The organism is Streptomyces sp. yr375 (genome assembly GCF_900110755.1).
Taxonomy (GTDB): domain Bacteria; phylum Actinomycetota; class Actinomycetes; order Streptomycetales; family Streptomycetaceae; genus Streptomyces.
The window spans coordinates 578,203-602,430 of record NZ_FOFF01000001.1 but is presented as its reverse complement, the minus strand read 5'-3'; the positions used below and the strand labels follow the sequence as shown (position 1 = coordinate 602,430).

Annotated in this window: 23 protein-coding genes; 13 read left to right on the top strand and 10 right to left on the bottom strand. The window is 72.9% G+C overall.

From position 1 onward, the window contains the following. The 3 genes from BMZ82_RS02420 to BMZ82_RS02410 form a co-directional block, all read right to left on the bottom strand. A partial coding sequence (locus BMZ82_RS02420; RefSeq protein WP_256251714.1) for a hypothetical protein occupies positions 1-1,052 on the bottom strand: 1,052 nt, incomplete at its 3' end. Next, positions 1,049-1,417 (bottom strand): PadR family transcriptional regulator, encoded by a 369-nt coding sequence (locus tag BMZ82_RS02415; protein ID WP_093771040.1) that lies wholly within the window; start codon positions 1,415-1,417, stop codon positions 1,049-1,051. The genes BMZ82_RS02415 and BMZ82_RS02420, both read right to left, overlap by 4 nt. A 67-nt stretch (positions 1,418-1,484) precedes the next feature. Continuing rightward, positions 1,485-3,128 carry a serine/threonine-protein kinase gene (locus BMZ82_RS02410; RefSeq protein WP_093771038.1) on the bottom strand — a complete coding sequence of 548 codons (1,644 nt, stop codon included), beginning with the start codon at positions 3,126-3,128 and terminating at the stop codon, positions 1,485-1,487. A 260-nt stretch (positions 3,129-3,388) separates the two neighbouring features. Between BMZ82_RS02410 and BMZ82_RS40540 the strand changes: the two genes are divergently transcribed. After that, the gene (locus BMZ82_RS40540; RefSeq protein WP_256251720.1) at positions 3,389-4,057 is read left to right on the top strand and encodes a hypothetical protein; all 669 of its coding nucleotides are present in this window, start codon (positions 3,389-3,391) and stop codon (positions 4,055-4,057) included. Positions 4,058-4,109: 52 nt separating this feature from the next. Here the strand turns inward: BMZ82_RS40540 and BMZ82_RS02400 are convergent, their stop codons facing one another. Then, complete coding sequence (locus BMZ82_RS02400) at positions 4,110-4,778, bottom strand: response regulator (RefSeq protein WP_093771036.1); 669 nt, start codon at positions 4,776-4,778, stop codon at positions 4,110-4,112. Positions 4,779-4,824: 46 nt separating this feature from the next. After that, entirely contained in the window at positions 4,825-5,961 is a 1,137-nt protein-coding gene (locus BMZ82_RS02395) for a sensor histidine kinase (RefSeq protein ID WP_093771035.1), read from the bottom strand. A gap of 216 nt (positions 5,962-6,177) precedes the next feature. Here BMZ82_RS02395 and BMZ82_RS02390 point away from each other — a divergent pair, with 216 nt between their 5' ends. Next, positions 6,178-6,543: a hypothetical protein gene (locus BMZ82_RS02390; protein WP_093771034.1), complete on the top strand. Its 366-nt coding sequence runs from the start codon at positions 6,178-6,180 to the stop codon at positions 6,541-6,543. A gap of 157 nt (positions 6,544-6,700) precedes the next feature. Next, positions 6,701-7,342, top strand: a complete 642-nt coding sequence (locus tag BMZ82_RS02385; protein ID WP_093771032.1) for a DUF4232 domain-containing protein — start codon at positions 6,701-6,703, stop codon at positions 7,340-7,342. Between the two features lie 107 nt (positions 7,343-7,449). Here the strand turns inward: BMZ82_RS02385 and BMZ82_RS02380 are convergent, their stop codons facing one another. After that, positions 7,450-8,520 carry an FAD-dependent monooxygenase gene (locus BMZ82_RS02380; RefSeq protein ID WP_305729200.1) on the bottom strand — a complete coding sequence of 357 codons (1,071 nt, stop codon included), beginning with the start codon at positions 8,518-8,520 and terminating at the stop codon, positions 7,450-7,452. Here BMZ82_RS02380 and BMZ82_RS02375 point away from each other — a divergent pair. From BMZ82_RS02375 to meaB, 5 genes are all read left to right on the top strand, one after another. After that, positions 8,428-9,054 carry a TetR/AcrR family transcriptional regulator gene (locus BMZ82_RS02375; RefSeq protein ID WP_093771030.1) on the top strand — a complete coding sequence of 209 codons (627 nt, stop codon included), beginning with the start codon at positions 8,428-8,430 and terminating at the stop codon, positions 9,052-9,054. The genes BMZ82_RS02380 and BMZ82_RS02375 overlap by 93 nt on opposite strands. Before the next feature lie 78 nt (positions 9,055-9,132). Further along, positions 9,133-10,095 (top strand): alpha/beta fold hydrolase, encoded by a 963-nt coding sequence (locus tag BMZ82_RS02370; protein ID WP_093771027.1) that lies wholly within the window; start codon positions 9,133-9,135, stop codon positions 10,093-10,095. Positions 10,096-10,200: 105 nt separating this feature from the next. Beyond that, positions 10,201-12,009, top strand: coding sequence for a methylmalonyl-CoA mutase subunit beta (locus BMZ82_RS02365; RefSeq protein WP_093771025.1), 1,809 nt, complete (start codon positions 10,201-10,203; stop codon positions 12,007-12,009). Further along, a complete protein-coding gene (scpA, locus tag BMZ82_RS02360; RefSeq protein WP_093771023.1) occupies positions 12,009-14,183 on the top strand; it encodes a methylmalonyl-CoA mutase in 2,175 nt (724 codons plus the stop codon). Before BMZ82_RS02365 ends, scpA begins: the two co-directional genes overlap by 1 nt. A 5-nt stretch (positions 14,184-14,188) precedes the next feature. After that, positions 14,189-15,202, top strand: coding sequence for a methylmalonyl Co-A mutase-associated GTPase MeaB (gene meaB, locus BMZ82_RS02355; RefSeq protein ID WP_093771021.1), 1,014 nt, complete (start codon positions 14,189-14,191; stop codon positions 15,200-15,202). Positions 15,203-15,247: 45 nt separating this feature from the next. On the opposite strand, the gene BMZ82_RS02350 is transcribed toward meaB, so the two are convergent. Next, entirely contained in the window at positions 15,248-16,330 is a 1,083-nt protein-coding gene (locus BMZ82_RS02350) for an enoyl-CoA hydratase/isomerase family protein (RefSeq protein ID WP_093771019.1), read from the bottom strand. Between the two features lie 256 nt (positions 16,331-16,586). On the opposite strand from BMZ82_RS02350, the gene BMZ82_RS02345 reads away from it, so the two are divergent. Next, on the top strand, positions 16,587-17,786 hold the full coding sequence (locus BMZ82_RS02345) for a hypothetical protein (protein ID WP_177244342.1): 1,200 nt from the start codon (positions 16,587-16,589) through the stop codon (positions 17,784-17,786). An 82-nt stretch (positions 17,787-17,868) separates the two neighbouring features. On the opposite strand, the gene BMZ82_RS02340 is transcribed toward BMZ82_RS02345, so the two are convergent. Further along, on the bottom strand, positions 17,869-18,972 hold the full coding sequence (locus BMZ82_RS02340; protein ID WP_093771017.1) for a hypothetical protein: 1,104 nt from the start codon (positions 18,970-18,972) through the stop codon (positions 17,869-17,871). A gap of 201 nt (positions 18,973-19,173) precedes the next feature. Here BMZ82_RS02340 and BMZ82_RS02335 point away from each other — a divergent pair, with 201 nt between their 5' ends. The 3 genes from BMZ82_RS02335 to tgmB all read left to right on the top strand — a co-directional run bounded on the left by BMZ82_RS02335 (position 19,174) and on the right by tgmB (position 20,880). Beyond that, complete coding sequence (locus tag BMZ82_RS02335; protein ID WP_093771015.1) at positions 19,174-19,461, top strand: YkvA family protein; 288 nt, start codon at positions 19,174-19,176, stop codon at positions 19,459-19,461. Between the two features lie 224 nt (positions 19,462-19,685). Beyond that, positions 19,686-19,877, top strand: coding sequence for a putative ATP-grasp-modified RiPP (gene tgmA, locus BMZ82_RS02330; RefSeq protein ID WP_093771013.1), 192 nt, complete (start codon positions 19,686-19,688; stop codon positions 19,875-19,877). Positions 19,878-19,893: 16 nt separating this feature from the next. Then, positions 19,894-20,880, top strand: a complete 987-nt coding sequence (gene tgmB / locus BMZ82_RS02325) for an ATP-grasp ribosomal peptide maturase (protein ID WP_093771011.1) — start codon at positions 19,894-19,896, stop codon at positions 20,878-20,880. 73 nt (positions 20,881-20,953) lie between these two features. Here tgmB and BMZ82_RS02320 read toward each other — a convergent pair whose 3' ends face one another. Together BMZ82_RS02320 and BMZ82_RS02315 are read right to left on the bottom strand one after the other, a co-directional pair. Next, on the bottom strand, positions 20,954-21,217 hold the full coding sequence (locus BMZ82_RS02320) for a DUF5133 domain-containing protein (RefSeq protein ID WP_093771009.1): 264 nt from the start codon (positions 21,215-21,217) through the stop codon (positions 20,954-20,956). A 119-nt stretch (positions 21,218-21,336) separates the two neighbouring features. Further along, positions 21,337-22,197: an aldo/keto reductase gene (locus tag BMZ82_RS02315; RefSeq protein ID WP_093771007.1), complete on the bottom strand. Its 861-nt coding sequence runs from the start codon at positions 22,195-22,197 to the stop codon at positions 21,337-21,339. Positions 22,198-22,434: 237 nt separating this feature from the next. Here BMZ82_RS02315 and BMZ82_RS02310 point away from each other — a divergent pair, with 237 nt between their 5' ends. Beyond that, on the top strand, positions 22,435-24,102 hold the full coding sequence (locus tag BMZ82_RS02310; protein WP_256251713.1) for a PucR family transcriptional regulator: 1,668 nt from the start codon (positions 22,435-22,437) through the stop codon (positions 24,100-24,102). The last annotated feature ends 126 nt before the right edge of the window (positions 24,103-24,228 follow it).

The window sequence follows — 24,228 nt, the reverse complement described above, 5'->3', positions numbered from 1 at the left end:
TCCCGGCCGCCGACGACGGCCAGCGCCGCGGTCAGGAGCAGCAGCGCCGCCGCCTGGGCCGCGAAGCCGGCCAGCAGCACGGTGGGGACGGGGATGGACACGTCGAGCCAGGGGTACACGGCGGCCACCCGCACCGCCAGGACCAGCAGCCCTAGCCCGGCGAGGGCGAGTGCGCCCTCCCCGCCCGCCGGGCGGCCCCGGCGGATCCGCCACGCCAGCCAGCCGAGCGCGGCCACGACGAAGCACGTGGTCGGCGCCCAGACGGAGTCGGCGGCCCCGGGCAGCAGCACGACGGACGCGCCCATGACCACACAGCAGCCCAGGTACACGAGTCCGGGCGGACCGGCGGGCAGGGCGGCCGCCGGCGCGTCGCGGTGGTGGGCGGCGCACAGGGCGAGGGCGGGCAGCCAGGCGAAGGCCGCCGCGGCGGTGGCGTAGGCGGGTTCCGGTGGGAAGGAATCGGTCACCAGGGGAGCCAGGAACGGCCAGAGCGTGGGCAGGGCGGCGAGCAGCACACTGATCCGCGCGAGCCGCCGACGGTCGTGCAGCAGGGCGAAGAAGCCGACGGTCCACAGCAGCGGCAGCAGCCAGTCGGCGACGGCGGCGGTCGCGGCGACCGCTCCCTGGCCGGTGAACCCCGAGAGGAACATGTCCCGTTGGGCGGGGCCGTGCGTGGTCGCCCAGGTCAGTTCCAGCGCCCGGTCGACGACCGCGGCGGCCGCCTGGAGCAGCACGGCGAACAGCGCGAAGAGCCGGACGGACGAGCCGAGCAGGAGGTACGGGCGCGGCGCTCCGCCGGTGCCCAGCCGGGTGCGTACGGCGAGGGCGGCGATGCTCGCCACCTCGCCGAGCGTGGGCCGGCTCTGCTCCTGGATGTCGCGGTCGGTGTCCCAGAGGTAGACCTCGACCATCTCCTCCTCGCGTTGCCCGCGGTAGTACGCGGGCAGCAGGCGCAGGACGGTGCGGTAGCGCGCCTCGAGCAGCGTCATGCGGCCGGTCGCCATGTCGTTCGTCGGGTCGTCCGTCGTGCCGTCCGCCATGTCGTTCGTCATGCCAGGCCTCCGGCGAGTCCGGGCCCGGTGGCGGGCGGAGTGGCGGCTGCGGGTGTGCGCCGGCCCTCGGCGATACGGCGCTTGGCCGCGCCCGCGCCGGCCGCCATGCGCTCCGCCTCCGCGTCGAGGGCGCGCACCCCCTCGTCGGTGACGCGGTAGTAGCGCCTGAGCCGGCCCTGCTGGACCTCCTCGCGGTCCAGGGCGATGAGTCCGTCGGCGGTGAGCCGGTCGAGCACGCCGTACAGCGTGCCGACCCTCAACTGGACCTCGCCGTCGGAGAGTTCCTCTATCTCGCGCAGGATGCCGTAACCGTGCCGGGGCTGGTCGGCGAGGGCCGTCAGCACGAAGAAGGCGGCCTGGGTCATGCTCCTCGATGCCATGGAACTGAATATATCGGCTTCCGATATATCCTGCACGGCAATAGCTTGCCGCTCAGCCGTCGTCGCGCGGGTAGCTCTTGATCACCTGGCCGTGCACATCGGCCTGGAGGTAAGCGCCGCCGTAGTCGTCGGAGAGGTAGACGCTCATCGTCGGGTCGGTGTGGAAGACGGTGGAGGCCGCGTTGATCGTCAGGTAGCGGCTCGTGGGCTTGGGCACGCCGAGGGTCTTGCCGGCCCTCGTGAACAGCGCGGGCACGGCGTCCCAGTCGTAGAGGTCCAGGTCGACGGGGACCGCGCCGCCCACGACGGTGCCGCCCGGCCCGTCCTTCACCGCCACGTCCCCGCCCCGGTAGACGTACCGGTCGTAGAGCTTCGGGTGGCCCTTGACGGGCGCGTCGGCGATGGCGTACTCCCCGTACACCACAAGGCTCGTGACCTTCGTCCCGCCCATGGCCGCGGTCAGCTTCGCCACCGCCGTCTTGAGGCCGCTGCCGCTGAGCAGGTCGACCGTCGCCACGGCGGCGCTGCCGGACGATCCGCCGGAGGACGCCTGCCGGGCGCTCTGCGACACGGACGGGCTCGGCGTGGGCGCGGTGCCCGTGTCCTCGTCCTTCGTGTGCGGAAGCTGCATCCACACCACGACACCCGCCAGCGCCATGCCGACGACGGTCGCGGTGACGGCCTTCGCACGGGCGCGGCGACCGGGGACCGGGACCCCGGCCTGCTGCGGGGCGATCGTGACGGCGAGGGGTGTTGCCGCGGGCGGGGCGAGCGGGTAGGAGGTCGCCAGGGGCGGGTACGAGGGCAGGGGCGCGGCACCTTCCGACGGGGACGCACCCGGTGCGTCGCCGGTCGCGGTCGCGGTCACGGCTGCGAGCATCCGGTCGACCTCGGCCGCGTCGGGGCGGGACCGCGGATCGCGGACGAGCAGCGCGGTGAGGACGCCGGTCAGGGGTCCGGCCCGGTGCGGTGCGGGCACGTCCTCGCCGAGTACGGCGGCCAGCGTGGCGAGCGTGCTCGCCCTGCGCAGCGGATGGTGGCCCTCCACGGCGACGTACAGCAGCATCGCCAGTGACCAGAGGTCGGCGGCGGGACCGCCCTCCTTGCCGCTGACCCGTTCCGGCGCCATGAAGTCGGGCGAGCCGATGACCGCGCCGGTGGCGGTGAGCGCGGTGGACTCGCGGACGGCGGCGATGCCGAAGTCGGTGAGCACGGGCCGGCCGTCGGGGCGCAGCAGGACGTTGGCGGGTTTCACGTCGCGGTGCTCGATGCCGACGGCGTGCGTGGCCCGCAGCGCCGACAGCACCTCACGGCCCAGCCGGGCGGCCTCGACGGGGGTCATCACGCCCTGCTGGAGCCGGTCCTGAAGGGAGCCGCCCTCGACCAGCTCCATCACGATCCACGGGTACGTGTACTCGCCGCCGTCGACGATGTGGTGGATGGTGACGACGTTGGGGTGGTGGACCCGGGCCAGCGCGCGGGCCTCCCGCAGGACGCGCTCGCGCAGCGTGCGAGCGCCCTCGGGGTCGTACTCGGCCAGGTCCGGGTCCGGCGGCCGGACCTCCTTCACGGCCACGTCCCGGTGCAGGGCCAGGTCGCGGGCCCGCCACACCAGGCCCATGCCTCCGCCGCCGAGGCGCTCGACGAGTTCGAAGCGGCCGTCGACGACCCGTCTGTGGGGTCCCCCTGTGTTCATGGAGGGAGCTTAGGCGTCCGCACCGACAGCCCGCGCAACAGGCGGCTTGTCCGCCAGAGGGGGCACAGCGCGAATGGTCCGCGGGGCCACGGGCATGCTGTGAACGAGGTCATTTCCGGTGGTCCGCGCCGGAACCACCCGCGGACCGTTCCCCACCCCCCGATCGCCCTCCCCTCACCTGCCCTCACCTTCCTTTGCTCCCCCCGTTCCGCCCTGCTCCCCCTGTTCCTCCGCCACGAAGGACATGTGCTTTGGCTCTTATGCACCCTGACGCCCCCTCGGCCCGCCGTCCGGGCCGCTCCTGGACGATCCGTGTGGTCGGACACCGGGACCGTACGGCGTCGGTCACCTGCTCCTCGCCGTGCTCGATGCCGCCGCGCTCCCGTGACATCGCGGCCCTGCGCCGCTTCGCCGAGGCGCACGCGGGCGCGCACGCCAGGGCCGCGGCCGTGCGTCACGACGCGGCCTGCTCGTGCCGCCGTGAGCGGTGCGCGCTGCACGAGGACACCCGGGTCGCCTGCGCGGGCGCGGTGGTCCTCGTCCTGCGGCACGATCCGTCGGTCGGCCAGGTCTGGACACTCAGCGAAGTCTGCGCCGCGTGCGCCCCGTTGCTGCCCCACACCCGCGTGCTGAGCCGGGCGACCCCGCCACCACCGCGCGCACCGGAGACAACGGCAGAAACGGCTACGGGACCTACGGCCCCTATGGCTCCTACGGGTCCTACGGGTCCTACGGGCCGGGAGGCGCACGGTGGCCGTCCGGCTTCCTCCGGGCCGACGACGCCGACCGTGGGGCCGCCGCGGCTCGTCCCCGGCGGGTTCAGCGCGCCCTCGTCGGGCGGCGGCGCGGGACCGGAACGGGGGGCCGGGCGGCGACGCGGTGTCGGCGGGCGGCGCGGACGCGCGGAGGCGGAGGGCGGCGGACTGTGAGTCCGCTCCCCTGCCCGAAGTCCCCCTCTGGATGTCAGGTCAGCAGCGCGGGTCAGCCGCCCGGGGCCACCAGCCCCGTCTCGTACGCCACCACCACCGCCTGCGCCCTGCTGCCCAGGTCGAGTTTGCTCATCGTGCGGTTGAGGTGGGTCTTGACGGTGGCCTCGCTGATGTAGAGGCGGCCGGCGATCTCCAGGTTGGACAGACCGCGGGCGGTCAGTTTCAGCACCTCGATCTCACGCGAGGTCAGCACGCCCAGGTCGGGAGAGGCGCCGCCGCCCGCGTCGGCACCGCGATGCCTGGCGTAGGCCTCGACCAGGCGACGGGTCACACTGGGCGCGAAGAGCGCGTCGCCGCCGTCGACCGCGGTCACCGCGGCGAGCAGCCGCTCGGGTCCCGAGTCCTTGAGCAGGAACCCCGAGGCGCCGGCCCGCAGCGCCCCGTACACGTACTCGTCGAGGTCGAAGGTGGTCAGGACGAGGATGCGGGGCAGGCGGTCGGCCGGTTGGCCCAGGATGCGTTCGGTGGCCTCGATGCCGTTCACGCCGGGCATCCGGATGTCCATGAGGATCACATCGGGCCGGGTCTCGGCGGCCAGACTCACCGCCGTCTCGCCGTCCCCGGCCTCCCCCGCGACCTCGAATCCCGGTGCGGCGTTCAGCAGCGCCACCAGGCCGGCCCGGATCAGGAACTGGTCGTCGACGACTAGGACTCTGATCATCCCGCTCGGCCGTCCCCCCTCACCGCCACGTCGTCGCGGCAGGGCCCTAGACGGGCAGGATCAGCTCGACCGCGAATCCGCCGCCGGAGCGTGCGCCGACGCTGACCGTCCCGTCGTACAGCCTGGCCCGCTCGCGCATGCCGATCAAGCCGAGTCCGGAACTGTGGCCTGGGCCTGCCCCGACTCTGTCCTGAATCACCCCCTGCCCGTCGTCGGTGACGTGGACGGTCAGGTCGTGCCGCCCGTAATGGAGCGTCACGCGCGCGTGGGCGTGCCGGGCGTGCTTGATGACGTTGGTGAGGGCCTCCTGAATGACGCGGTAGGCGCAGAGTTCGACGCCGGGTGCGAGCGGGCGCGCCGTGCCCTCGACGGTCAGCTCGACGGGGACGCCGCCGGCGCGGACGCGGGCCACGAGGTCGTCGAGACGGGCCAGGGTGGGCATCGGCGCGCCCTCCGGGGCCCGCGAATCCTCCTCGCGCAGCACGTGCAGCATGCGACGCAGCTCCTCCAGAGCCTCGCCGCTGGTCTCCTCGATGGTGCCGAGCGCGCCTCGGGCGGTGGCCGGGTCGGTGCCGAAGACGAACCGTGCGAGGCCCGCCTGCACGGAGATCACCGACATGTGGTGGGCGACGACGTCGTGCAACTCCCGTGCGATGCGGCCGCGTTCCTCGGCGACCGCGCGCAGGGCCCGTTCGGTCTGCTCCTCGCGCAGGCGGCGGGTGAGTTCGGCGGTGTGGCGGGCCAGTACGCCGAACCGGACCAGTACCGCGCTGTACAGCAGCGCCTGGGCGAGGACCGACGCCATCGAGGGACTGTCGCTGACCACACCCGCGTACAGCCAGAACGCGCTGAGCGTCGCCGCGCAGGCGACGGTGACCCGCGTCGTGCGCAGGGACGCCACGGTGTAGAGGGCGAGCAGGGAACCGAAGGTGCACACGACCGGCCAATAGCCGAGGGTGACGTAGGCGACGGCGGCGCCCTGCACCGCCACGAAGACGGCGACCGGCCATCTGCCCCGCAGGGCCACCGGCAGTTGAGCCAGCACGACCAGGGCGAAAGCCCGCGCGTCGAGCTCCGGCCAGCCCTGTGACACGGACTCCCTGCCCAGAAGAACGGCGACCGTCACCGTCGCGAGCGCGATGAGCGTATCGACGACCAAGGGGCGCGGCGCCGGGATACCCATCGCGGCAGCGTAACGCCAGGACCGGCATCCGGGAATCAACCTCCCGCGGTACCACGGCAGTTGTAGCCACCCCGCGACCACCGCACCGGACCGATATGCGGTACCGCCAAGGTTTACCAGGGGCGTCAAACCCCGGCTGTACGTATGTTCGAAAACATTCTGTGAGGCTCATCCCCGTACCGCACATCGAACACACGCTGACTGAAGGGCAATTCCATGAAGTTCATCAGACGGCTCGCGCCGGCGGCAGTGACTGCCGTGGCTCTCGTGATCGCCGGCCCGGTGGCAGCGGAGGCGACCGCGGCCACGACCACCGTGGCCGCCGCCAACCCTTGTGCCACCCACGGCATAAGCCTCCGCCAGGGATCGTTCGACTACATCGAGTGCCACTACGACTGGGGTGTCCGCGTCACCGGCAAGCTGCGCAACAACGGCTACTCGGGATGCGTGAAGGTCGAAGTCAACTTCGACAACGGCGCCTACCGCTACAAGACGAAGTGCTCCGGTTCCGGCAGCGTGGACATCAACTGGAGCGAGGGGGGAACTCGCGATGCCTACGTCTACCTGAGCTACTCCCCCTGATACCCCGGTCCCACGACGGGAGACGGCGTCCCCGTCGTGGTACAGCCGGTCACGGCCCGTCACATCCGGCCCGTGACCGGCCCCGGCTCGATGAGCCCCAACGGGGCCACCGGCACACGCGACTACTTGAACCATGTGAAACACACGGGGGAACACCATGCGCGCTGCGCGAAAGAACTGGAAAACCTACGCCCTGGGAGCCTCGGCCCTCGCCGCCCTCCTCTCCACCACGGCCTGCGAACCGGACGGCTGGAGCAACAGCACGGGCACCGCCCCGTCCGCCATCCTGAGCGCGACCGCCTCGACTGCGCCCGGCGGCACGGGTGACTCCGGCAGCGGTGAGAGCGTGACCGCCGCCTGCACCGACGCGAACATCTCGATCGCCACGACGGCGTACGCACACGACTCGGTCCGGCACCTGCTCCTCACGGCCACCAACACCGGCGACAGGACATGCACTCTCTACCGCTATCCGATCGTCCGCTTCGACAACGGTGGCGAGGACCAGGTCGGCCCGATGGAGTCCGAGATGAAGGGCGCGACGATCGGGCCGGGCAAGAAGGCGTACGCGGGCATGCTCCTCTTCCGCACCGGCGCGCCGACCGAGGCCGTGAAGACGATGACCGTGAGCCTCCAGGGCCGCGTCTCCAACGCCGATCCGGACAGCGGACCGATCGACGTCCACCTGCCCGACGAGACGCCGTTCCTGAACATCGACGACAACCCCCTGGTCTCGTACTGGAACGTCAGCCGCGAGACGACCGAGAAGTACATGTTCAAGGCCGCCGGCGGCAACTGACATCGAGGTGAGCTGAACCGCCCTGCTGCACAAGGGCACCTCAGCTCGGCAGTCGCCCACTGACGACCGCCCGCCTCTCCGCTGTGGCCGGCTTCCTGTGCGGCCGCTCAGCGGCGGTCGCCGAACCAGTGGGCGAGTGCCGGTTCCAGGGCGTTCGCGCCTGCCCAGCAGACGTAGCCGTCCGGCCGGACGAGCATCGGCTCGGTGGCGGCGCCCTGGCCCACCCGGTCCACCCGGTCCGACCAGGGGCCGGCGACCTTGGCGAACGTGTCGGCCGGGTCCAGCAGGATGCCGTGCCCGGACCGCAGCAGTTCGTGCAGCCGGGCCGGGACGAGCTCCAGGTCCGGTGCGGGCCGGCCGACGAGCGGATGGGTCTCGGTGCCCGGCATCGGATAGCGGAAGGCCATCCCGGACATCAGGTCGGCGAGATAGCTCTGCACGTCCGGCAGCCGGGCCATGTCCGTGAAGATCTCCCGGGCGGCCAGCACGTCCGGATCGCGGGTGCCGGCCCAGTCCATCAGCAGGCTCTGCGCCCGGACGTTGCGCAGTACGGCGGCCCCGGCCGCATGCCGTTCCGTGTGATAGGTGTCGAGCAGGTTCTCCGGCGCCCAGCCGTGCACGGCGGCGCCGAGCTTCCAACCGAGGTTGAGCGCGTCCTGCATCCCGGTGTTCATGCCCTGCGCGCCGAGCGGAAGGTGGACATGGGCGGCGTCGCCCGCCAGGAACACCCGCCCGTGCCGGTACTGCTCGACCTGCCGCGACGCGTTGGTGATACGGCGGGCGTAGCGCAGTTCGAGCAGGTGCACCCGCGTTCCGAACACTGTGCGCAGGCCCTCGCGGATTTCGTCCTCGGTGACCGGGACCTCCCTCGGCAGCGACCGGCCCGGCCCGCCGAGGACCAGTCGGCGCAGCGGCCTGCCCTGCGGATCGGTGCCGAGGGGGAACAGGGCCGCCCAGTGCCCGTCCTCGGCCCAGGTGTGCGACGTGGACGGATCGACGCCGCTCAGCCGTACGTCGGCGGCGGTGATCGTCAACGTGCCGGGCTGGCCGGGGAACGCGGCCCGCAGCAGTGACCGTACGGTGCTGTGGGCTCCGTCGGCGGCGACCGCTCGTACCCCAAGGGGCTGGCGAAGCGCGAGGAGATCCTCGCCACCGCCCTCGAAGTGATCGCCGAACACGGCTTCGGCGGAGCCACCCTGCGCGAACTCGCCGAGGCGTCGAACCTGAGCATCACCGGCCTCGTCCACCACTTCGGCACCAAGGAGCACCTGCTCGTCGAGGTGCTGCGCCGGCGCGACGAGATCGACGCGGACGCCTACGACACGGACCGGCTCCCCGACACGGCGGCCACGATGATCGAGCGCCTCGCCGGTCTGGTCGATCTCAACGCCGCGGTGCCGGGGCTGGTGACGCTGTACACGAACCTCGCGGCGGACGCGGCGGCCCCCGCACACCCGGCGCACGCGTACTTCCGGGAGCGCTACGACCAGGGCCGGAGCCTCGGCCGGGACTCCCTGAGCCATCTCAAGGAGCGCGGCGAACTCCCCGACGGCGTAGACCCCGACGACCTCGCCCACCTCCTCATCGCCGCGGTGGACGGCCTGCAACTGCTCTGGCAGTACGACAAGAGCATCGACATGACGCGCGGCCTCAAGGCACTCGGCACCTTGCTGGAACTCGCCAACAAGGCGGCCCCCAGCGCCGACACGTAACCCTGGCACCGCTTGCGGTCGCGAAGCGGGGCCAAGTCGGCACAGACGCTCAAGATCACGACACGTACGCTTGTGCACATGGTTGAGCATCGAATGATTGACGTGAACGGCGTCCGGCTGCACATCGCCGAGCAGGGCGAAGGCCCGCTGGTCGTGCTCCTGCACGGCTTCCCCGAGTCGTGGCACTCCTGGCACCACCAGATCGGCCCGCTGGCCGCCGCGGGCTTCCGCGTCGTCGCCCCCGACCAGCGTGGCTACGGTCGCAGCGACCGCCCCGACGACGTCGACGCGTACTCCATCCTCCACCTGGTCGGCGACGTCGTCGGACTGATCCACGCGCTGGGCGAGGAGAAGGCGTACGTCGTCGGGCACGACTGGGGCGCGCCGGTCGCCTGGCACACCGCGCTGCTGCGACCGGACATGGTGCTCGGCGTGGCCGGTCTGAGCGTGCCGCCGCCGTTCCGGGGGACGCACGCTCCGCTGCCCGCCATGGACGAGAAGTTCGACGGCCGCTTCTACTGGAACTACTTCAACCGCCCCGGCGTCGCCGACGCCGAGTTCGGGAAGGACGTCCGCACCGCCCTCCGCAAGTTCTTCTACGCGTTCTCCGGCGACGCCCCCGACGCCGCCGAGAAGAAGCAGCCGCTGGTCGACCCGGCGCAGGGCTGGCTCTCGGCCATGCAGGACCCCGAGGTGCTGCCCGACTGGTTCACCGAGGACGATCTCGAAACGCTCACCGAGAGCTTCTCCCAGGGCTTCACCGGGGCCCTCAACTGGTACCGCAACATCGACCGCAACTGGGAGCTGACGGCCCCCTGGCACGGCGCCGTCGTCACCCCGCCCGCCCTGTACGTGTACGGAGAGCTCGACGCGGTACCCGCCTTCCCGGGCACCCCCGAACTCATCGAGTCCCTCCCCGACCTCATGCCCAATCTCCGGCGCAAGCCCCTCAAGCTGCCCGGCTGCGGCCACTGGACCCAGCAGGAACGCCCGGCCGAGGTGAACGCGGCGCTGATCGAATTCCTCACGTCCTGCGCCTGATCCCGGCCGGAGGGAGAGGGGAGGGCGGGGTCACATAAGAGGAGAGGGCAAGGTCACAGCCGTGCCCCCTGCTCCTCCTTTGTGACTCTGGCCTAGCATCCGATCATGACGGTCCTGCCCGACGACGGGCTCGAGCTGGCCGCCGCGTTCCCTGATGTGTCCCACGAGCAGTGGCAAGGCCTCGTTGCAGGCGTGCTGCGCAAGTCGGGCAAGGACGTCGAGGGCGCCGCGGCCGAGGAAGCCCTGTCCACCGCGCTGGAGGACGGGCTGCGCACCCGTCCTCTCTATACGGCGCACGACACCGCGCCCGACCCCGGCTACCCCGGTTTCGCGCCCTTCGTGCGCGCCGGACGCGCCGAGGGGAACACCGTAGGCGGCTGGGACGTACGGCAGCGGCACGCCGCGGCCGACGGCGACGCGGTCCTCGCCGACCTGGAGAACGGCGTCACCTCCGTGTGGCTGGTCGTCGGCGAGGGCGGCATCCCGGTGCCGTCGCTGGGCCGGGTCCTGGACGGCGTCTATCTCGACCTGGCGCCGGTCGTCCTCGACGCCGGACCGGACGTCGAGGCCGCCGCCACCGAGCTGCTGCGGCTGTACGCGGAGCGGGGCGTCGCGAAGGAAGCGGCGCGCGGCGCTCTGGGCGCGGACCCGCTGGGCCACGAGGCCCGGACCGGGCAGGGGTACGGGTTCGGGGCCGTCGCCGCTCTCGCGCGGCGGTGCGCCGAGGAGTACCCGGGGCTGCGGGCGCTGACGGTGGACGCGCTGCCGTACCACGAGGCAGGCGGCTCGGCGGCGCAGGAGCTGGGCTGCTCGCTGGCGACCGCCGTCACCTATCTGCGGGAGCTGACGGCGGCCGGGCTCAGCGCCGAACAGGCCTTCGGGCAGGTGGAGTTCCGGTACGCGGCGACCGCCGACCAGTTCCTGACGATCGCCAAGCTGCGCGCCGCGCGCCGGCTGTGGGCGAGGGTCGCGCAGGTGTGCGGGGTACCGGCGGCGGGGGCGCAGCTCCAGCACGCGGTGACGTCGCCGGTGATGATGTCGCGCCGCGACCCGTGGGTGAACATGCTGCGGACCACGATCGCGACGCTGGCGGCCGGGGCGGGCGGGGCCGACGCGGTCACCGTGCTGCCCTTCGACGACGCGCTCGGCCTGCCGGACGCGTTCGCCCGCCGGATCGCCCGCAACACGTCGACGATCCTCATCGAGGAGTCGCATCTGTCCCGGGTGATCGACCCGGCGGGCGGCTCCTGGTACGTGGAGCGGCTCACCGACGAACTCGCCCACGCGGGCTGGGAGTTCTTCCAGTGGATCGAGGGGCTCGGCGGGCAGGCCGCCGCCCTGCGCTCGCAGCGCCTCGGGCAGGAGCTCGCCGAGACCTGGCGGGCGCGCAGCGCCAAGCTGGCCAAGCGGCGCGAACCCGTCACCGGAGTCAGCGAGTTCCCGTTCCTCGCCGAGCGTCCGGTGGAGCGTCGGCCCGCGCCCGCGACGCCGTCCGGCGGGCTGCCGCGGGTGCGGCGCGACGAGGCGTTCGAGGCGTTGCGCGCCCGCTCCGACGCCCACCTCGCCGCGACCGGGGCCCGGCCGCGCGTCTTCCTCGCCACGATCGGTCCGGCCGCCGCCCACACCGCGCGCGCCACCTTCGCGTCCAACCTGTTCCAGGCGGGCGGCCTCGAACCCGTCACCGCGGGCACGTTCGAGGAGAGCGGCGCCACGGAGGTCTGCCTGTGCTCCAGCGACGCGCTGTACGCGGAGCAGGCGCAGGAGGAGGCGGAGCGGCTGCGGTCCGTGGGCGCCGCGCATGTGTTCCTCGCCGGCCGCCCGGGGCAGTACCCGGGTGTCGACTCGTACGTCTTCGCGGGCTGTGACGCCGTCGCCGTGCTGTCCGCCGCCCTCGACCGCATGGGAGTGTCCTGATGGGAATCCCCGACTTCTCCGGCATCGAACTGGGGTCCCCGACCGCCGACGGCAGTGCCGACGAGTGGCGTACGGCCGTCAAGAACGCGACGGGCGGCAGCGACCGGCTCTGGGAGACCCCCGAGGGCATCCCGGTCAAGGCGCTGTACACCGGGCAGGACCTGGAGGGCCTCGACTTCCTGGACACCTACCCGGGGACCGCCCCGTTCCTGCGCGGCCCGTACCCGACGATGTACGTCAATCAGCCGTGGACGATCCGCCAGTACGCGGGCTTCTCCACCGCCGAGGAGTCCAACGCCTTCTACCGCCGCAACCTCGCCGCCGGTCAGAAGGGTCTGTCGGTCGCCTTCGACCTGCCCACGCACCGCGGCTACGACAGCGACCACCCGCGGGTGACCGGTGACGTCGGCATGGCGGGCGTGGCCATCGACTCGATCCTCGACATGCGGCAGCTCTTCGACGGCATCCCGCTCGACAGGATGACCGTGTCGATGACGATGAACGGCGCGGTACTGCCCGTTCTCGCCCTCTACATCGTGGCGGCGGAGGAACAGGGCGTTCCGCCCGAGAAGTTGGCCGGGACCATCCAGAACGACATCCTCAAGGAGTTCATGGTCCGCAACACCTACATCTATCCGCCGAAGCCGTCGATGCGGATCATCTCCGACATCTTCGCCTTCACCTCGCAGCGGATGCCGCGCTACAACTCCATCTCGATCTCCGGCTACCACATCCAGGAGGCGGGCGCGACGGCCGACCTGGAGCTGGCGTACACGCTGGCCGACGGGGTGGAGTACATCCGGGCGGGCCGGGAAGCGGGCCTGGACGTGGACGCGTTCGCACCGCGGCTGTCGTTCTTCTGGGCGATCGGCATGAACTTCTTCATGGAGATCGCCAAGTTGCGGGCGGCCCGGCTGCTGTGGGCGAAGCTGGTGCGGCAGTTCGACCCGCAGAACTCCAAGTCGCTCTCCCTGCGCACCCATTCGCAGACCTCGGGCTGGTCGCTGACCGCGCAGGACGTCTTCAACAACGTGACGCGCACGGCCGTCGAGGCGATGGCGGCGACCCAGGGGCACACCCAGTCGCTGCACACCAACGCCCTCGACGAGGCGCTCGCGCTGCCCACCGACTTCTCGGCGCGCATCGCCCGCAACACGCAGTTGCTGATCCAGCAGGAGTCGGGCACGACGCGGGTCATCGACCCGTGGGGCGGCAGCGCCTACGTCGAGAAGCTGACGTACGACCTGGCCCGGCGGGCCTGGCAGCACATCGAGGAGGTCGAGGCGGCGGGCGGCATGGCCAAGGCCATCGACGCGGGCATCCCCAAGCTGCGCATCGAGGAGGCCGCGGCCCGCACCCAGGCCCGGATCGACTCGGGCCGGCAGCCGGTGATCGGCGTGAACAAGTACCGCGTCGAGACCGACGAGCAGATCGACGTCCTCAAGGTCGACAACTCCTCCGTCCGCACGCAACAGATCGAGAAGCTGCGGCGGTTGCGCGCGGAGCGCGACGAACAGGCCTGCCAGGACGCGCTGCACGCGCTGACCCGGGCCGCCGAGAGCACGGGCAACCTGCTGGAGCTGGCGGTGAACGCGGCCCGCGCGAAGGCCACCGTCGGGGAGATCTCCGACGCCCTGGAGAAGGTGTACGGGCGGCACTCGAGCCAGATCCGTACGATCTCCGGTGTGTACCGCAACGAAGCCGGCGAGTCCCCGAACGTGGAGCGCACCCGCGGCCTGGTGTCCGCGTTCGCGGAGGCCGAAGGCCGCCGCCCGCGCATCCTGGTCGCCAAGATGGGCCAGGACGGCCACGACCGCGGCCAGAAGGTGATCGCCACCGCCTTCGCCGACCTCGGCTTCGACGTCGACGTCGGCCCCCTGTTCCAGACCCCGGCCGAGGTGGCCCGCCAGGCCGTCGAGGCCGACGTGCACATCGTCGGCGTCTCCTCGCTGGCCGCCGGGCACCTCACGCTCGTCCCGGCGCTGCGCGAGCAGCTCGCCGCGGAGGGCCGCGAGGACATCATGATCGTGGTCGGCGGGGTGATCCCGCCGCAGGACGTGCCCACGCTGCTGGAGATGGGCGCGGCGGCCGTCTTCCCGCCCGGGACGGTCATCCCGGACGCGGCCCACGACCTGGTCGAGCGGCTGGCCGGCGACCTCGGCCACGACCTCTGAGCCCCATGGCGATCGACCTCGACACCTATGTGAAGGGCGTGCTCGACGGGAAGCGGGCACTGGTGGCCCGCGCCATCACGCTCGTCGAGTCGACCAGGCCCCAACACCGGGCGCTGGCACAGGAGTTGCTGACCGGTCTGCTGCCGCACAGCGGGAAGGCGCGGCGGATCGGCATCAGCGGGGTGCCCGGCGTGGGCAAGTCGACGTTCATCGACGCGTTCGGCACGCTGCTCACGTCGCTCGGCTTCCGGGTCGCGGTGCTCGCCGTCGACCCGTCGTCGAGCCGTACGGGCGGGTCGATCCTCGGCGACAAGACGCGGATGGAGCGCCTGGCCGTCGACCCGGCGGCTTTCGTGCGCCCCTCCCCCACGGCGGGCACGCTCGGCGGCGTCGCCAAGGCGACCCGTGAGTCGATCGTCGTGATGGAGGCGGCGGGGTACGACGTGGTGCTGGTGGAGACGGTCGGCGTCGGGCAGTCGGAGACCGCGGTGGCGAACATGGTCGACTCCTTCCTGCTGCTCACCCTCGCCCGCACCGGGGACCAGTTGCAGGGCATCAAGAAGGGCGTCCTGGAGCTGGCCGACGTGATCGCCGTCAACAAGGCCGACGGCCCGCACGAGCGCGACGCCCGCGCCGCCGCGCGCGAACTGACGGGCGCGCTGCGGCTGATGCACGGCAAGGACGCGGCCTGGACGCCACCGGTGCTGAGTTGCAGCGCCCGGGAGTCGACCGGCCTGGACACGGTGTGGGAGCGCCTCGAACAGCATCGCACCCTGCTGGACTCCACCGGCCGCCTCGCCGCCAAACGCCGTGACCAGCAGGTCGACTGGACCTGGTCGATGGTCCGCGACGAACTCCTCGACCGGCTGCGCACCGACCCGACGGTACGGGCCCTCACGCCCGGCCTCGAACAGCAGGTCAGGGACGGCGAGTTGACGGCCACACTGGCCGCCGAACGCATCCTGGGCGCGTTCCGGGACTCCGGCGCGGGCGACCAGGGCACCGGGGTCGGCGCGTAGCGGTCGGTCGCCCGCGCGGGCCCACCCGGACGCCTACCCGGACGCCTACCGGGTGCCGTCGGGCCCGGCGAGGCCGAGTTCACGCGCGTACGCGCGCTCGTGCTCGCCCTCGTCGAAGGGGGCGAAGAAGCGGGCGACGTCCGCGTCGGTCACCTCGGCGAGGGTGGCCGGGGACCAGCGCGGGTTGCGGTCCTTGTCGACGACCTGGGCGCGGATGCCCTCCACCAGGTCGGGGGTGGTCAGCGCCCGGCAGGACACCCGGAACTCCTGGTCCAGCGCCTTCTCCAGCGAGCCGAGCCGCCGGGCACTGCGGACCGCGGCGAGGGTGACCTTGAGGGAGGTGGGCGACTTGGCGAGCACGGTCTCGGCGGCCTCCTTGGCCTCGCTGTCGCCGTGGTCGAGGAGACGCCCGACGATCTCCTCGACGCTGTCGGCGGAGTAACAGGCGTCGATCCAGGGCCGGGCCACGGCGAGCCGGCCGGGCGGGGCCTGCCGTACGTACCGGTCCAGCACCTCGCGCACCGGCGCGTGCGCGAGGTCCGCGACCAGCGGTGCCAGGGCCTCGGACGGGACGAAGTGGTCGGCGAGGCCGCACAGTTGGGCGTCGGCCGCGCCCACCGGGGCGCCGGTCAGCGCCAGGTGGGTGCCGAGGTCGCCGGGGGCGTGGGCCAGCAGGTGGGTGCCGCCGACGTCCGGCATGAAGCCGATGCCGGTCTCCGGCATGGCGATCCGCGACCGCTCGGTGGCGATCCGGATCCCGCCGTGCGCGGAGAGGCCGACGCCGCCGCCCATCACGATGCCGTCCATGACAGCCACGTACGGCTTCGGGTAGCGGGCGATACGGGCGTTGAGCCGGTACTCGTCCCGCCAGAAGGCAGCCGCCGCCGAACCGTCCCCGTCCCGGGCGTCGTCGTGGATGGCGCGGATGTCGCCGCCCGCGCACAGCCCCCGCTCCCCCGCGCCGGTGAGGACGACGGTCTCGACGGCCGGGTCGTCCGCCCAGACCGTCAGGGCCTCGTCGATACGGCGGACCATGGTGTGGGTGAGGGCGTTGAGCGCCTTGGGGCGGTTGAGGGTGAGGTACGCGGCGCGCCCCTCGGTACGCACGAGTACGGAGTCGTCGATCACCCCACGACCATAGTTCCCGTCGGCGTCCGGTCGACGCCCGGGAACGGCGGCACCGGCTCCGGCGGCACCCGCGTCCTCTTCGAGAACTCCATGGATCGGGACGTATCCGGACGCATGACGTGTGCCGTGGCGGGGAAGGCGGGCATCGACGGGGTGTCTCCGGGCGCCCGCGTCACCGACCCGCTTGATCGCCCACGCCCCACGGCACGCGATACTGGGTCGCCCGCCACCGCCGCTCGCCTTCACGAATGGACCCATGCACATCGCCGCGACCGTTCCGCCCACGTCTCCCGCCACGGTGTGGCAGGCCCGTGGCCGCCACACCGGCCCCGCCGCGCCGGATGTCCTGCGCAAGAACCTCCAGGCACTCAAGGACGCCGAGACCGTCCAGGACTTCATGGAGCTGCCCGACGCCGACACCCCCGAGGGTGAGACGGCCTTCGAAGCCCGGTGGCCGGTGGCGGAGGGGGTCACCGTCCGGGCCCGGCTCACGCTCGCCGAGTGGTCGGGCCGGGGCCAGGAGTGGACGCTGACGGCGGAGGCGGAGCAGCCGTGGGACCTGCGGTGGCCGTCGCCCGCCGCCATGTTCTGGCCCTGGGAGGCGGACTCCCTGTGGGGGCACGAGACCGTCACCGGTGAGCGGTTCCTCGACACCAACCCGCTGCCGGCGGACGAGAAGGAACTGCGGCGCACGCTCCGGGGCGCGCTGCGCGACACCTGGAGCATCCATGTCGTCGTCCACGAGGCCATGACGCCCGACGAGGAGGGCCGCCGGTCGCTGGTCCCGCTGCTGCCGCCCGGACTGCACCACCGGGTGATCGAGCACCGGGCGGCCCCGCACCAGTTGCGCACCGTGAACTGGGCGTTGAAGGAGTCCGGGGTGGAGGTGCCGCGCGGCGGTGCGCTGGTGCTGCCCGGCGTCCCCGCTCCCGCCGGCTACGACGCCGCCGACTTCACGGTGCGCAGCGTGTTCCTGGACGGCACGCGTCCCACCGAGATGCTGGACCCGGTACTGCGCTTCGCCGCCCTGCCCAGGCCGCTGCCGGCGGCCGCCGACGCCGCGCTCACCGTGCTGCGGGAGCAGTGGCGGTTGCTCACCCTGGAGGAGGAACTCGCCCGCGAACGCAAGCTCGTGGCGATGTACAAGGAGGCGCTGGAGGCGATGACGGAGTCCCGGGAGCTGTACCGGGAGGCCGCCGAACACGCCCACGAGGCCCTGGCCGCGTATCGCGAGGCCGCCGCCCTGCCCGGCGGACCGCGACCGGCGCCCGCCAGGAAGAGCGGCTCCCCCTTCCGGCAACTGGGCCGCACCCTGGAGCGCTTCAAGGAGTCGACCAAGAGCCTGCGGCCACAGTCGACGACGACGGCAACGACGACGGCTTCCCCCGCTCCGGCAGAACCGCCGCAGCAGGACGCCGACGACACCACCGGCGCGACCGGGTCCGACCGGGGCTGACGGGCCTGCTGGAGGCCCGCCTGCCCCGGTCGGTTGCCGGGCTTTTCCGGTCGGCTACTGCGTTACGACTTCTGCGCCGACGTCAGTCCGAGGTGGGCAGCGCCACCGCCGGCCGTCGGGTGCCCAGCAGGCTCACGAGGAGCGCGAGGAGCGCCGTCAGGACGGCGGCCACGGCCGCCGGGGCGGCGAGCCACGGTGGGGCGAGAGTCGCCTCCGTGACCCGGGACAGCTCCGCCAACCCCGCGCGCCCGGCCAGGAGCTGAGCGCCCGCGAACACCGCGGGCACCAGCACCGCCATCGCGAGCAGCGGCGGCGCGGGCCTGCGGAGCAGCAGCACCGCCAGCAGGAGGCAGCACCCGGCCAGCACGAACGCGGCCGTGAGGACGCCGAGCGGGACGCCGTCGTGGTGCACGGGGAGGTTCGCGGCGGCGCACAGGGCCAGCGCCAGGGCGGCGGCCCACGCCGTCCACGACGCGGCCCCACCGGCACGGGCCGCCGCCGGTTCCGGCCCCCCTGCCGATGCCGGTGCTGTGAGCCCAAGTCCGGGCGGAGCCGGTACCCCGGCCCACTCCCCGGTGACCTGCGGCAGAGCCGCCTGCCCGGCCTGCTGCTGCCCGGCCCGCTCCTGCGCGAGCCGGTGCTGTGCGAGCCGTCCGACGATCTCGACGACCTCCTCCACCGGACGGTGGGTGGCCGCGGCCCGAACCGCCTCGTCGCCGCAGTGCGGCTCCAGGGGTGACCGGTACAGCAGGGCCATCAGCCGTGTGACCTCCTCCACGGAACGGCTCTCGGCCGCGGCGCGGATCATGTGGCCGGCCTGCTCCGCGTGGTGCGGCGGCCGCGACAGCACGGCCACCAGTCGGGGGACGTCCTCCAGGGGCCGGTCCCTGCCGACGACCCGGAGTACGTCGGCCGCCGCCGCCGCGCCCTCCTCGGACTGTTCGAGCATGGTGATGAGCCGGGCGACGTCCTCCAGGGGCCGGTTGGCCGCCGCGGCGTGGAGGAGTCCGTCGACGGGGTCGGGGTACGCGGGGCCGGTCGGGCTCGGCGTGGCCGCTTCCGGCCCCGGTGCGGGGGCGGGGGCTGAAGCGGGTGGCGTGACCGGGGGTAGTGGTGCGGTGGCGATCGGCTCGCCGGTGAGCGGTGGGACGGGACGGTCCGGGAGGGACCAAGAGCGGGTGATCATGCTGAGCTCTCTCTGAAGGGTGCGGTCGCCCCTGCACCCCCGAGATGCGACACGCGACGTGACCCTGTCATTACAAGGGCCGTCCGGCGCACTCCGCCACTCGGGCGCGGCACCCGTGTGAGGTGCGTCCCGTCGCGGTAATCCCGCCGGAACCGGGCATTCGGAGTCCGAAAGCGGGGAAACCGACATAGGGGAGGGCCCGTGGATGTGCCAACCACACTCGTCGTCGTCGCGGCGGTGCTCGCCGCGGCCCTGTTCGCCGTGGCCGCCGCGGTGCTGGTCCGCCTGGTCCGGGCCCGCCGGGGCCTGAGGCTGGCGGGGCTCCCCACCGGCCCGCGCTGGGTGTTCTGGGGCGCGGTCCTGTACTTCGTACTCCCGGCCGACGTCCTGCCGGATCCCGTCTACCTGGACGACATCGGCGTCCTCCTGCTGGCCCTGCGCTCCGTGCGCCGGGCCCCCGACCACCTCTCTGAGCACGTCCCCGACTGACCGCTCCGGAAGACGTTTTCACACTTGTTCGGCCCGATCTCCCCTGCTCCGCGCCCTGTTGGATTCCCAACTCCACAACGATCACGGAGAGTAGGGAAACCAACCACCCGCTCGCTTCGTATAAGTGACTGAACGTCACACCCATCCAGCACCAACGCAGCGGGCCCGAGTGACGTCGCACAGCGGCACCGCTTGATCGAGGCAGTACCGACGAGGGAGAGACGATGAAACCGTTCACGCTCAACTACGCACGCCCTGCGGCCGAATCGCAGTTCGCCACTCCGTACGCCTATGACCCCGGACTGCAGTTGAACGTACTCTTCGACGGCGGGATCGCCGCCCGTGACCACGCCCTCCTGAGAGAACTCGCGACGACGACCTCGACGGCGGGCTCCAAGACCCACTTCGACGACTGAACCCGGGCCGACGACGATGACGGTACTCATCCTGACCTGCGAAGAGGACGTCACGGCGGACATGGTGGTCGTCCATCTGAACGCCGCGGGCGTCCCGGTCGTCCGGTTCGATCCGGCCGACCTCACCCACTCCGTCGCGCTCTCCGGCGAGTACGTGCACGGGGCCTTTCGCGGCCATCTGTCGTCCGCCGGACGGCTGGTGAGCCTCGACGGGCTGCGGTCGGTGTGGATACGGCGGCCCGGTGCCGCGGCGGCCCGGGCGCCCGAACCGTCCGCGTGGCTCACGGAGGAGGCCTCGCAGGCGCTGTACGGCATGCTCCGCGGTACCGGGGCGCGCTGGATGAACCATCCGGACGCGTCCCTGCGCGCCCGGCACAAGCCCTGGCAGCTACGGCTCGCGCAGCGCAGCGGGCTGCCCGTGCCGGCCACGCTCATCACGACGTTCCCGCAGGCGGCGCGCGAGTTCGCGGACCGCTACCCGGATCTGGTGGTCAAGCCGGTGTCCGGGGCGCATCCGCAGGACCCGCCGCGTGCGGTGCCCACCACCCGGGTGCCGCCGGGCGCCGACTTCGCCGCCGTCGCCTACGGTCCGACGCTGTTGCAGCGCCGGGTGGCCAAGCGGGCCGACATCCGGCTGACCGCGGTCGGCGACCGCGTCCTGGCCGCCCGCAAGGAGACGACCCCCGGCGGCGACCCCGACGTGGTGGACGTACGCTTCGCGCCCTCCACCACACCCTGGCACCCCGTCGACGTCCCGCCGCGCCTCGGCGAGGCCGTACGGACGTATCTGCGGGACGCCCAACTGGCTTACGGGGCCTTCGACTTCGCCGAGGACGCCGACGGGACCTGGTGGTTCCTGGAGTGCAACCAGTCGGGGCAGTTCGGGTTCGTCGAGGTGGACACCGGCCAGCCGATCGCCCGGACCATCGCCGAGTGGCTGGCCGGGACGTCCCCGGAGCACGGCGCCCGGCACGCCGACGCGTGCGACTCCGCCGCCTCCTGAGGCACGCGGACGCGGCGGCGCTCGTAGGAGCACCGCCGCGCCGGATCCTGCCGCGGGCCGTCGCCCTCAGGTGTCAGACGGCCAGTGACAGTCCGTTCTCCTCGCCCTGCGTGCCGCGGCCGCGCCTCGCGGCCAGCGCCGCCGCGGACTCCAGCAAGGCGTCCGCCGCGGCCACCGCCTCACGGACGTCGGCCGTGCCCATCAGCACGCACAAGGTGTAGGTCACGTCCCGCAGTTCGCGAGCCGTCTGCGGCCTTTCCCACTCCGCCTGAGCGATCTTCAGCGTCGCGTACCGGGTCAGCAACGTCCTGGCGACCTTCGGGTCCGGAACGATCACGAGCGCCCCTCTCTCTGTTTGCGCTGCGTGTGCCCGGCCGGGCGCGATTCATGCATCCCGGCCGGGCACATCACCCACCAGGGGTCACGATCCGGCCACGCACCGTCGCGGCGCGCCCGTCAGGCGGTGGCGTCCAGTTCCGCGAGTTGGTCGGCCGTGAGGACGAGGTCCGTCGCGGCGAGGGAGTCGAGGATCGTCTCCGGGCGGCTCGCGCCCGGGATCGGTACGACGACCGGCGACTTGGCCAGCATCCAGGCCAGGCACACGCGCTGCGGGCTCACCCCGTGGGCCTCGGCGACATGGGCGAACGGCGCGTAGGACGAGCCCAGTTCGCGGGCGCGGGAGATGCCGCCGAGCGGGCTCCACGGCAGGAACGCGATGCCGAGCTCGTCGCACAGCCGCAGTTCGGGCTCGCTGGAGCGGAACGCCGGGGAGAACTGGTTCTGTACGGAGACCAGTCGGCCGCCGAGGATGTCATCGGCCTGCCTGATCTGCTCGGGGTCGGCGTTGGAGATGCCGGCCGCGCGGATCTTGCCCTCGTCCAGCAGTTCGCGCACCGCGCCGACGGAGTCCGCGTAGGGGATGCGCGGGTCGGGGCGGTGGAACTGGTACAGGCCGATCGCCTCGACGCCGAGCCTGCGCAGCGACGCCTCGCAGGCCGCCTTGAGGTGCGCGGGGCTGCCGTCCTGGGTCCAACTGCCGTTGCCGGGGCGCAGATGGCCGCCCTTGGTGGCGACCAGGACGTCCGCGCCCCGGTCGTGGGAGGCGAGGGCCTTGGCGATCAGGGTCTCGTTGTGGCCGACCTCGTCGGCGTGCAGGTGGTAGGCGTCCGCGGTGTCGATCAGCGTCACGCCGGCGTCCAGTGCGGCGTGCAGGGTGGCGAGGGAGCGTGCCTCGTCCGGCCGCCCTTCGATCGACATGGGCATGGCGCCCAGGCCGATCGCGCTGACGTCCACGTCCCCGATACGGCGGGTCTCCATGTGCGCGTGCCCTCTCTCGAAGTGGTGCGGAACTCGAAGGTGGTGCGGGAGCGGTAAGTCCGGTGCCCGGAAGGTGAATCGCGCTGATCTCGGCGCACCGGGCGCACTCCACCCTGACCCGGCCGTCGGCCGTGGGTCCAATGGAAGAAACCGAACGCATTCAGCAGCGCGGGAGCTGAATCGCGGGCGCGGGCAGGTGCGGGGGCGGCGAACCATCGGCGAACTATTGTCGGGCCGGTGAACCTGGAGACGCCGACCCTGCGGTCCCTGCTGGCCTTCGAGGACGGTGACGCGGTGCGTCTGCTGTGCGCGCCCGCCGCGCCCGACACCGTCGTCCGGCGGATCGCCGTCGGCCTGGACGATCTGGGCGGGCCGGGCGATCCGGGTCGTCGTCAAGAAGCCGAGGGCACTCTGCTGCTGGCCGTGGGCGCCGTCCCGGACGCCGGGACCGTGCGGGAGGCCGCCCGGCGGGGCGCGTGCGCCGTCGTCCTGGGGGGCATGGGTGACGAAAGCGGTGAGCTGACAGGGCCGGTGACGGCGGCGGCCCGGGAGACCGGCATCGCGCTGCTCGCCCGCGCCGAGGGCGTCGACTGGGCCGAGGCCGCCGCGCTCCTGCGCTCGGCGCTGTCGTACGCGCGGGCCGGCGACGGTGCGGACGCCGACGCGCTGCGGGGTCCGGAGGCGGCGTCCTCCCTGGCCGTCCTGGCGGCGCGGGTCGCGACGTACGTGAAGGGGTCGATCACCATCGAGGACACCCGGTTGCGGGTGCTGGCCCACTCCGCCACCGGCCCCGGTGCCGACCCGCTGCGCCGGACCGTCATCCTCGGCGGCCGGGTGCCCGACTGGCGGGTCGCCGAACTGCGCCGGAGCGGGCTGCTGCGCGCGCTGTGGACCGCCGAGGACGTCATCCACCGGGCCGCCGACGGCGACGACCCGGAACGGCTGGTCGTCGCCGTGCGCAGCGGGCGTGAGGTGCTCGGCTCGATCTGGGCCGCCGCGGACGGCGCCGCGCTGGCCCCGGACGCCGCCCGCTACCTGCGGACGGCCGCCGGGCTCGCCGCCCCGCTGCTGGTGCGCGAGCGGCTGCGGGAGAGCGGCACGGCGCACCGCCGGGAGGCCGCGCTGCGCGGGCTGCTGCACGGCCTCGGGGACCGGCGCACCCATGCCTGGTCGCTCGGGCTGTCCCCGGACGCGCCGTGCGCCGTCGTGGCCGCCGAGCGGCGGCCGGGCGGGCGGGCCGACGACCGGGCCCTGGACGTCCTCGCCCTGGAGATCTCGGCGCACCGGCCCGGGACCGGGATCCTGCGGGACGGCGACCGGCTCGCGCTGCTGCTCACCGGGGACGCGTCGGTCAGGGACCACGAGGCCGCCGTACTGGCCGTCGTACGCGACCTGGACGCGGTCGTGTCCGCGCTGCCGGGCTCGGCGACCGCTCCGGTGTGGCTGGGGGTCGGTCCGGTCGGCGCTCCGGAGCGGGCGTGTGTGTCGTACGAGCGGGCCGTGCTCGTCGTGCGGGCGCTGCGGGAGCGGGAGGCCCGGGCGGCGGCCGCCGGCCGGCCCCGGCCGGCGCGGTACGCGGACGCGGCCGGGGCGGGCGCGGCGCTGGAGGTGCTGCGGATCCTGGACGCGGCGCGCCCGGTGTGGGAGTCCGGCGGCGGGCCGGTCCACGACCTGATCCGCGCCGATCTGGCGGCGGGGGGCGAGCTGGTACGGAGCCTGGCTGCGTACCTCGACGCCGGGGGCGACGTCCCGGAGGCGGCCCGCCGGCTGGTCGTGCACGCCAACACGCTGCGTTACCGGCTGGGCCGGGTCCGGGAGCGGTACGGCGTGGACCTGGACGACCCCGACACCCGGCTGCTGCTGACCGTCGCGGTGCGGCTGGCGACGAGGGGGGCGACGCCCTGACCTGGTGGAGCCTTGTGGGTGGACACGAAGGTTCCGGTTGTCTTTGTGCCGGCGGCCAAAGACGTACGGCCCCGTGCGGGCGACTCTGGAGAGGTACCGCCGCATCCGACGTCCCGCATCCCGCAT

What these genes read in the sequence shown, in the direction of transcription:
- BMZ82_RS02415 (WP_093771040.1), bottom strand. Translation starts at nt 1,417, where the DNA reads ATGACCCAGGCCGCCTTCTTCGTGCTGACGGCCCTCGCCGACCAGCCC.
- BMZ82_RS02410 (WP_093771038.1), bottom strand. Translation starts at nt 3,128, where the DNA reads ATGAACACAGGGGGACCCCACAGACGGGTCGTCGACGGCCGCTTCGAA.
- BMZ82_RS40540 (WP_256251720.1), top strand. Translation starts at nt 3,389, where the DNA reads ATGCACCCTGACGCCCCCTCGGCCCGCCGTCCGGGCCGCTCCTGGACG.
- BMZ82_RS02400 (WP_093771036.1), bottom strand. Translation starts at nt 4,778, where the DNA reads ATGATCAGAGTCCTAGTCGTCGACGACCAGTTCCTGATCCGGGCCGGC.
- BMZ82_RS02395 (WP_093771035.1), bottom strand. Translation starts at nt 5,961, where the DNA reads ATGGGTATCCCGGCGCCGCGCCCCTTGGTCGTCGATACGCTCATCGCG.
- BMZ82_RS02390 (WP_093771034.1), top strand. Translation starts at nt 6,178, where the DNA reads ATGAAGTTCATCAGACGGCTCGCGCCGGCGGCAGTGACTGCCGTGGCT.
- BMZ82_RS02385 (WP_093771032.1), top strand. Translation starts at nt 6,701, where the DNA reads ATGCGCGCTGCGCGAAAGAACTGGAAAACCTACGCCCTGGGAGCCTCG.
- BMZ82_RS02370 (WP_093771027.1), top strand. Translation starts at nt 9,133, where the DNA reads ATGGTTGAGCATCGAATGATTGACGTGAACGGCGTCCGGCTGCACATC.
- BMZ82_RS02365 (WP_093771025.1), top strand. Translation starts at nt 10,201, where the DNA reads ATGACGGTCCTGCCCGACGACGGGCTCGAGCTGGCCGCCGCGTTCCCT.
- scpA (WP_093771023.1), top strand. Translation starts at nt 12,009, where the DNA reads ATGGGAATCCCCGACTTCTCCGGCATCGAACTGGGGTCCCCGACCGCC.
- meaB (WP_093771021.1), top strand. Translation starts at nt 14,189, where the DNA reads ATGGCGATCGACCTCGACACCTATGTGAAGGGCGTGCTCGACGGGAAG.
- BMZ82_RS02345 (WP_177244342.1), top strand. Translation starts at nt 16,587, where the DNA reads ATGCACATCGCCGCGACCGTTCCGCCCACGTCTCCCGCCACGGTGTGG.
- BMZ82_RS02340 (WP_093771017.1), bottom strand. Translation starts at nt 18,972, where the DNA reads ATGATCACCCGCTCTTGGTCCCTCCCGGACCGTCCCGTCCCACCGCTC.
- tgmA (WP_093771013.1), top strand. Translation starts at nt 19,686, where the DNA reads ATGAAACCGTTCACGCTCAACTACGCACGCCCTGCGGCCGAATCGCAG.
- tgmB (WP_093771011.1), top strand. Translation starts at nt 19,894, where the DNA reads ATGACGGTACTCATCCTGACCTGCGAAGAGGACGTCACGGCGGACATG.
- BMZ82_RS02315 (WP_093771007.1), bottom strand. Translation starts at nt 22,197, where the DNA reads ATGGAGACCCGCCGTATCGGGGACGTGGACGTCAGCGCGATCGGCCTG.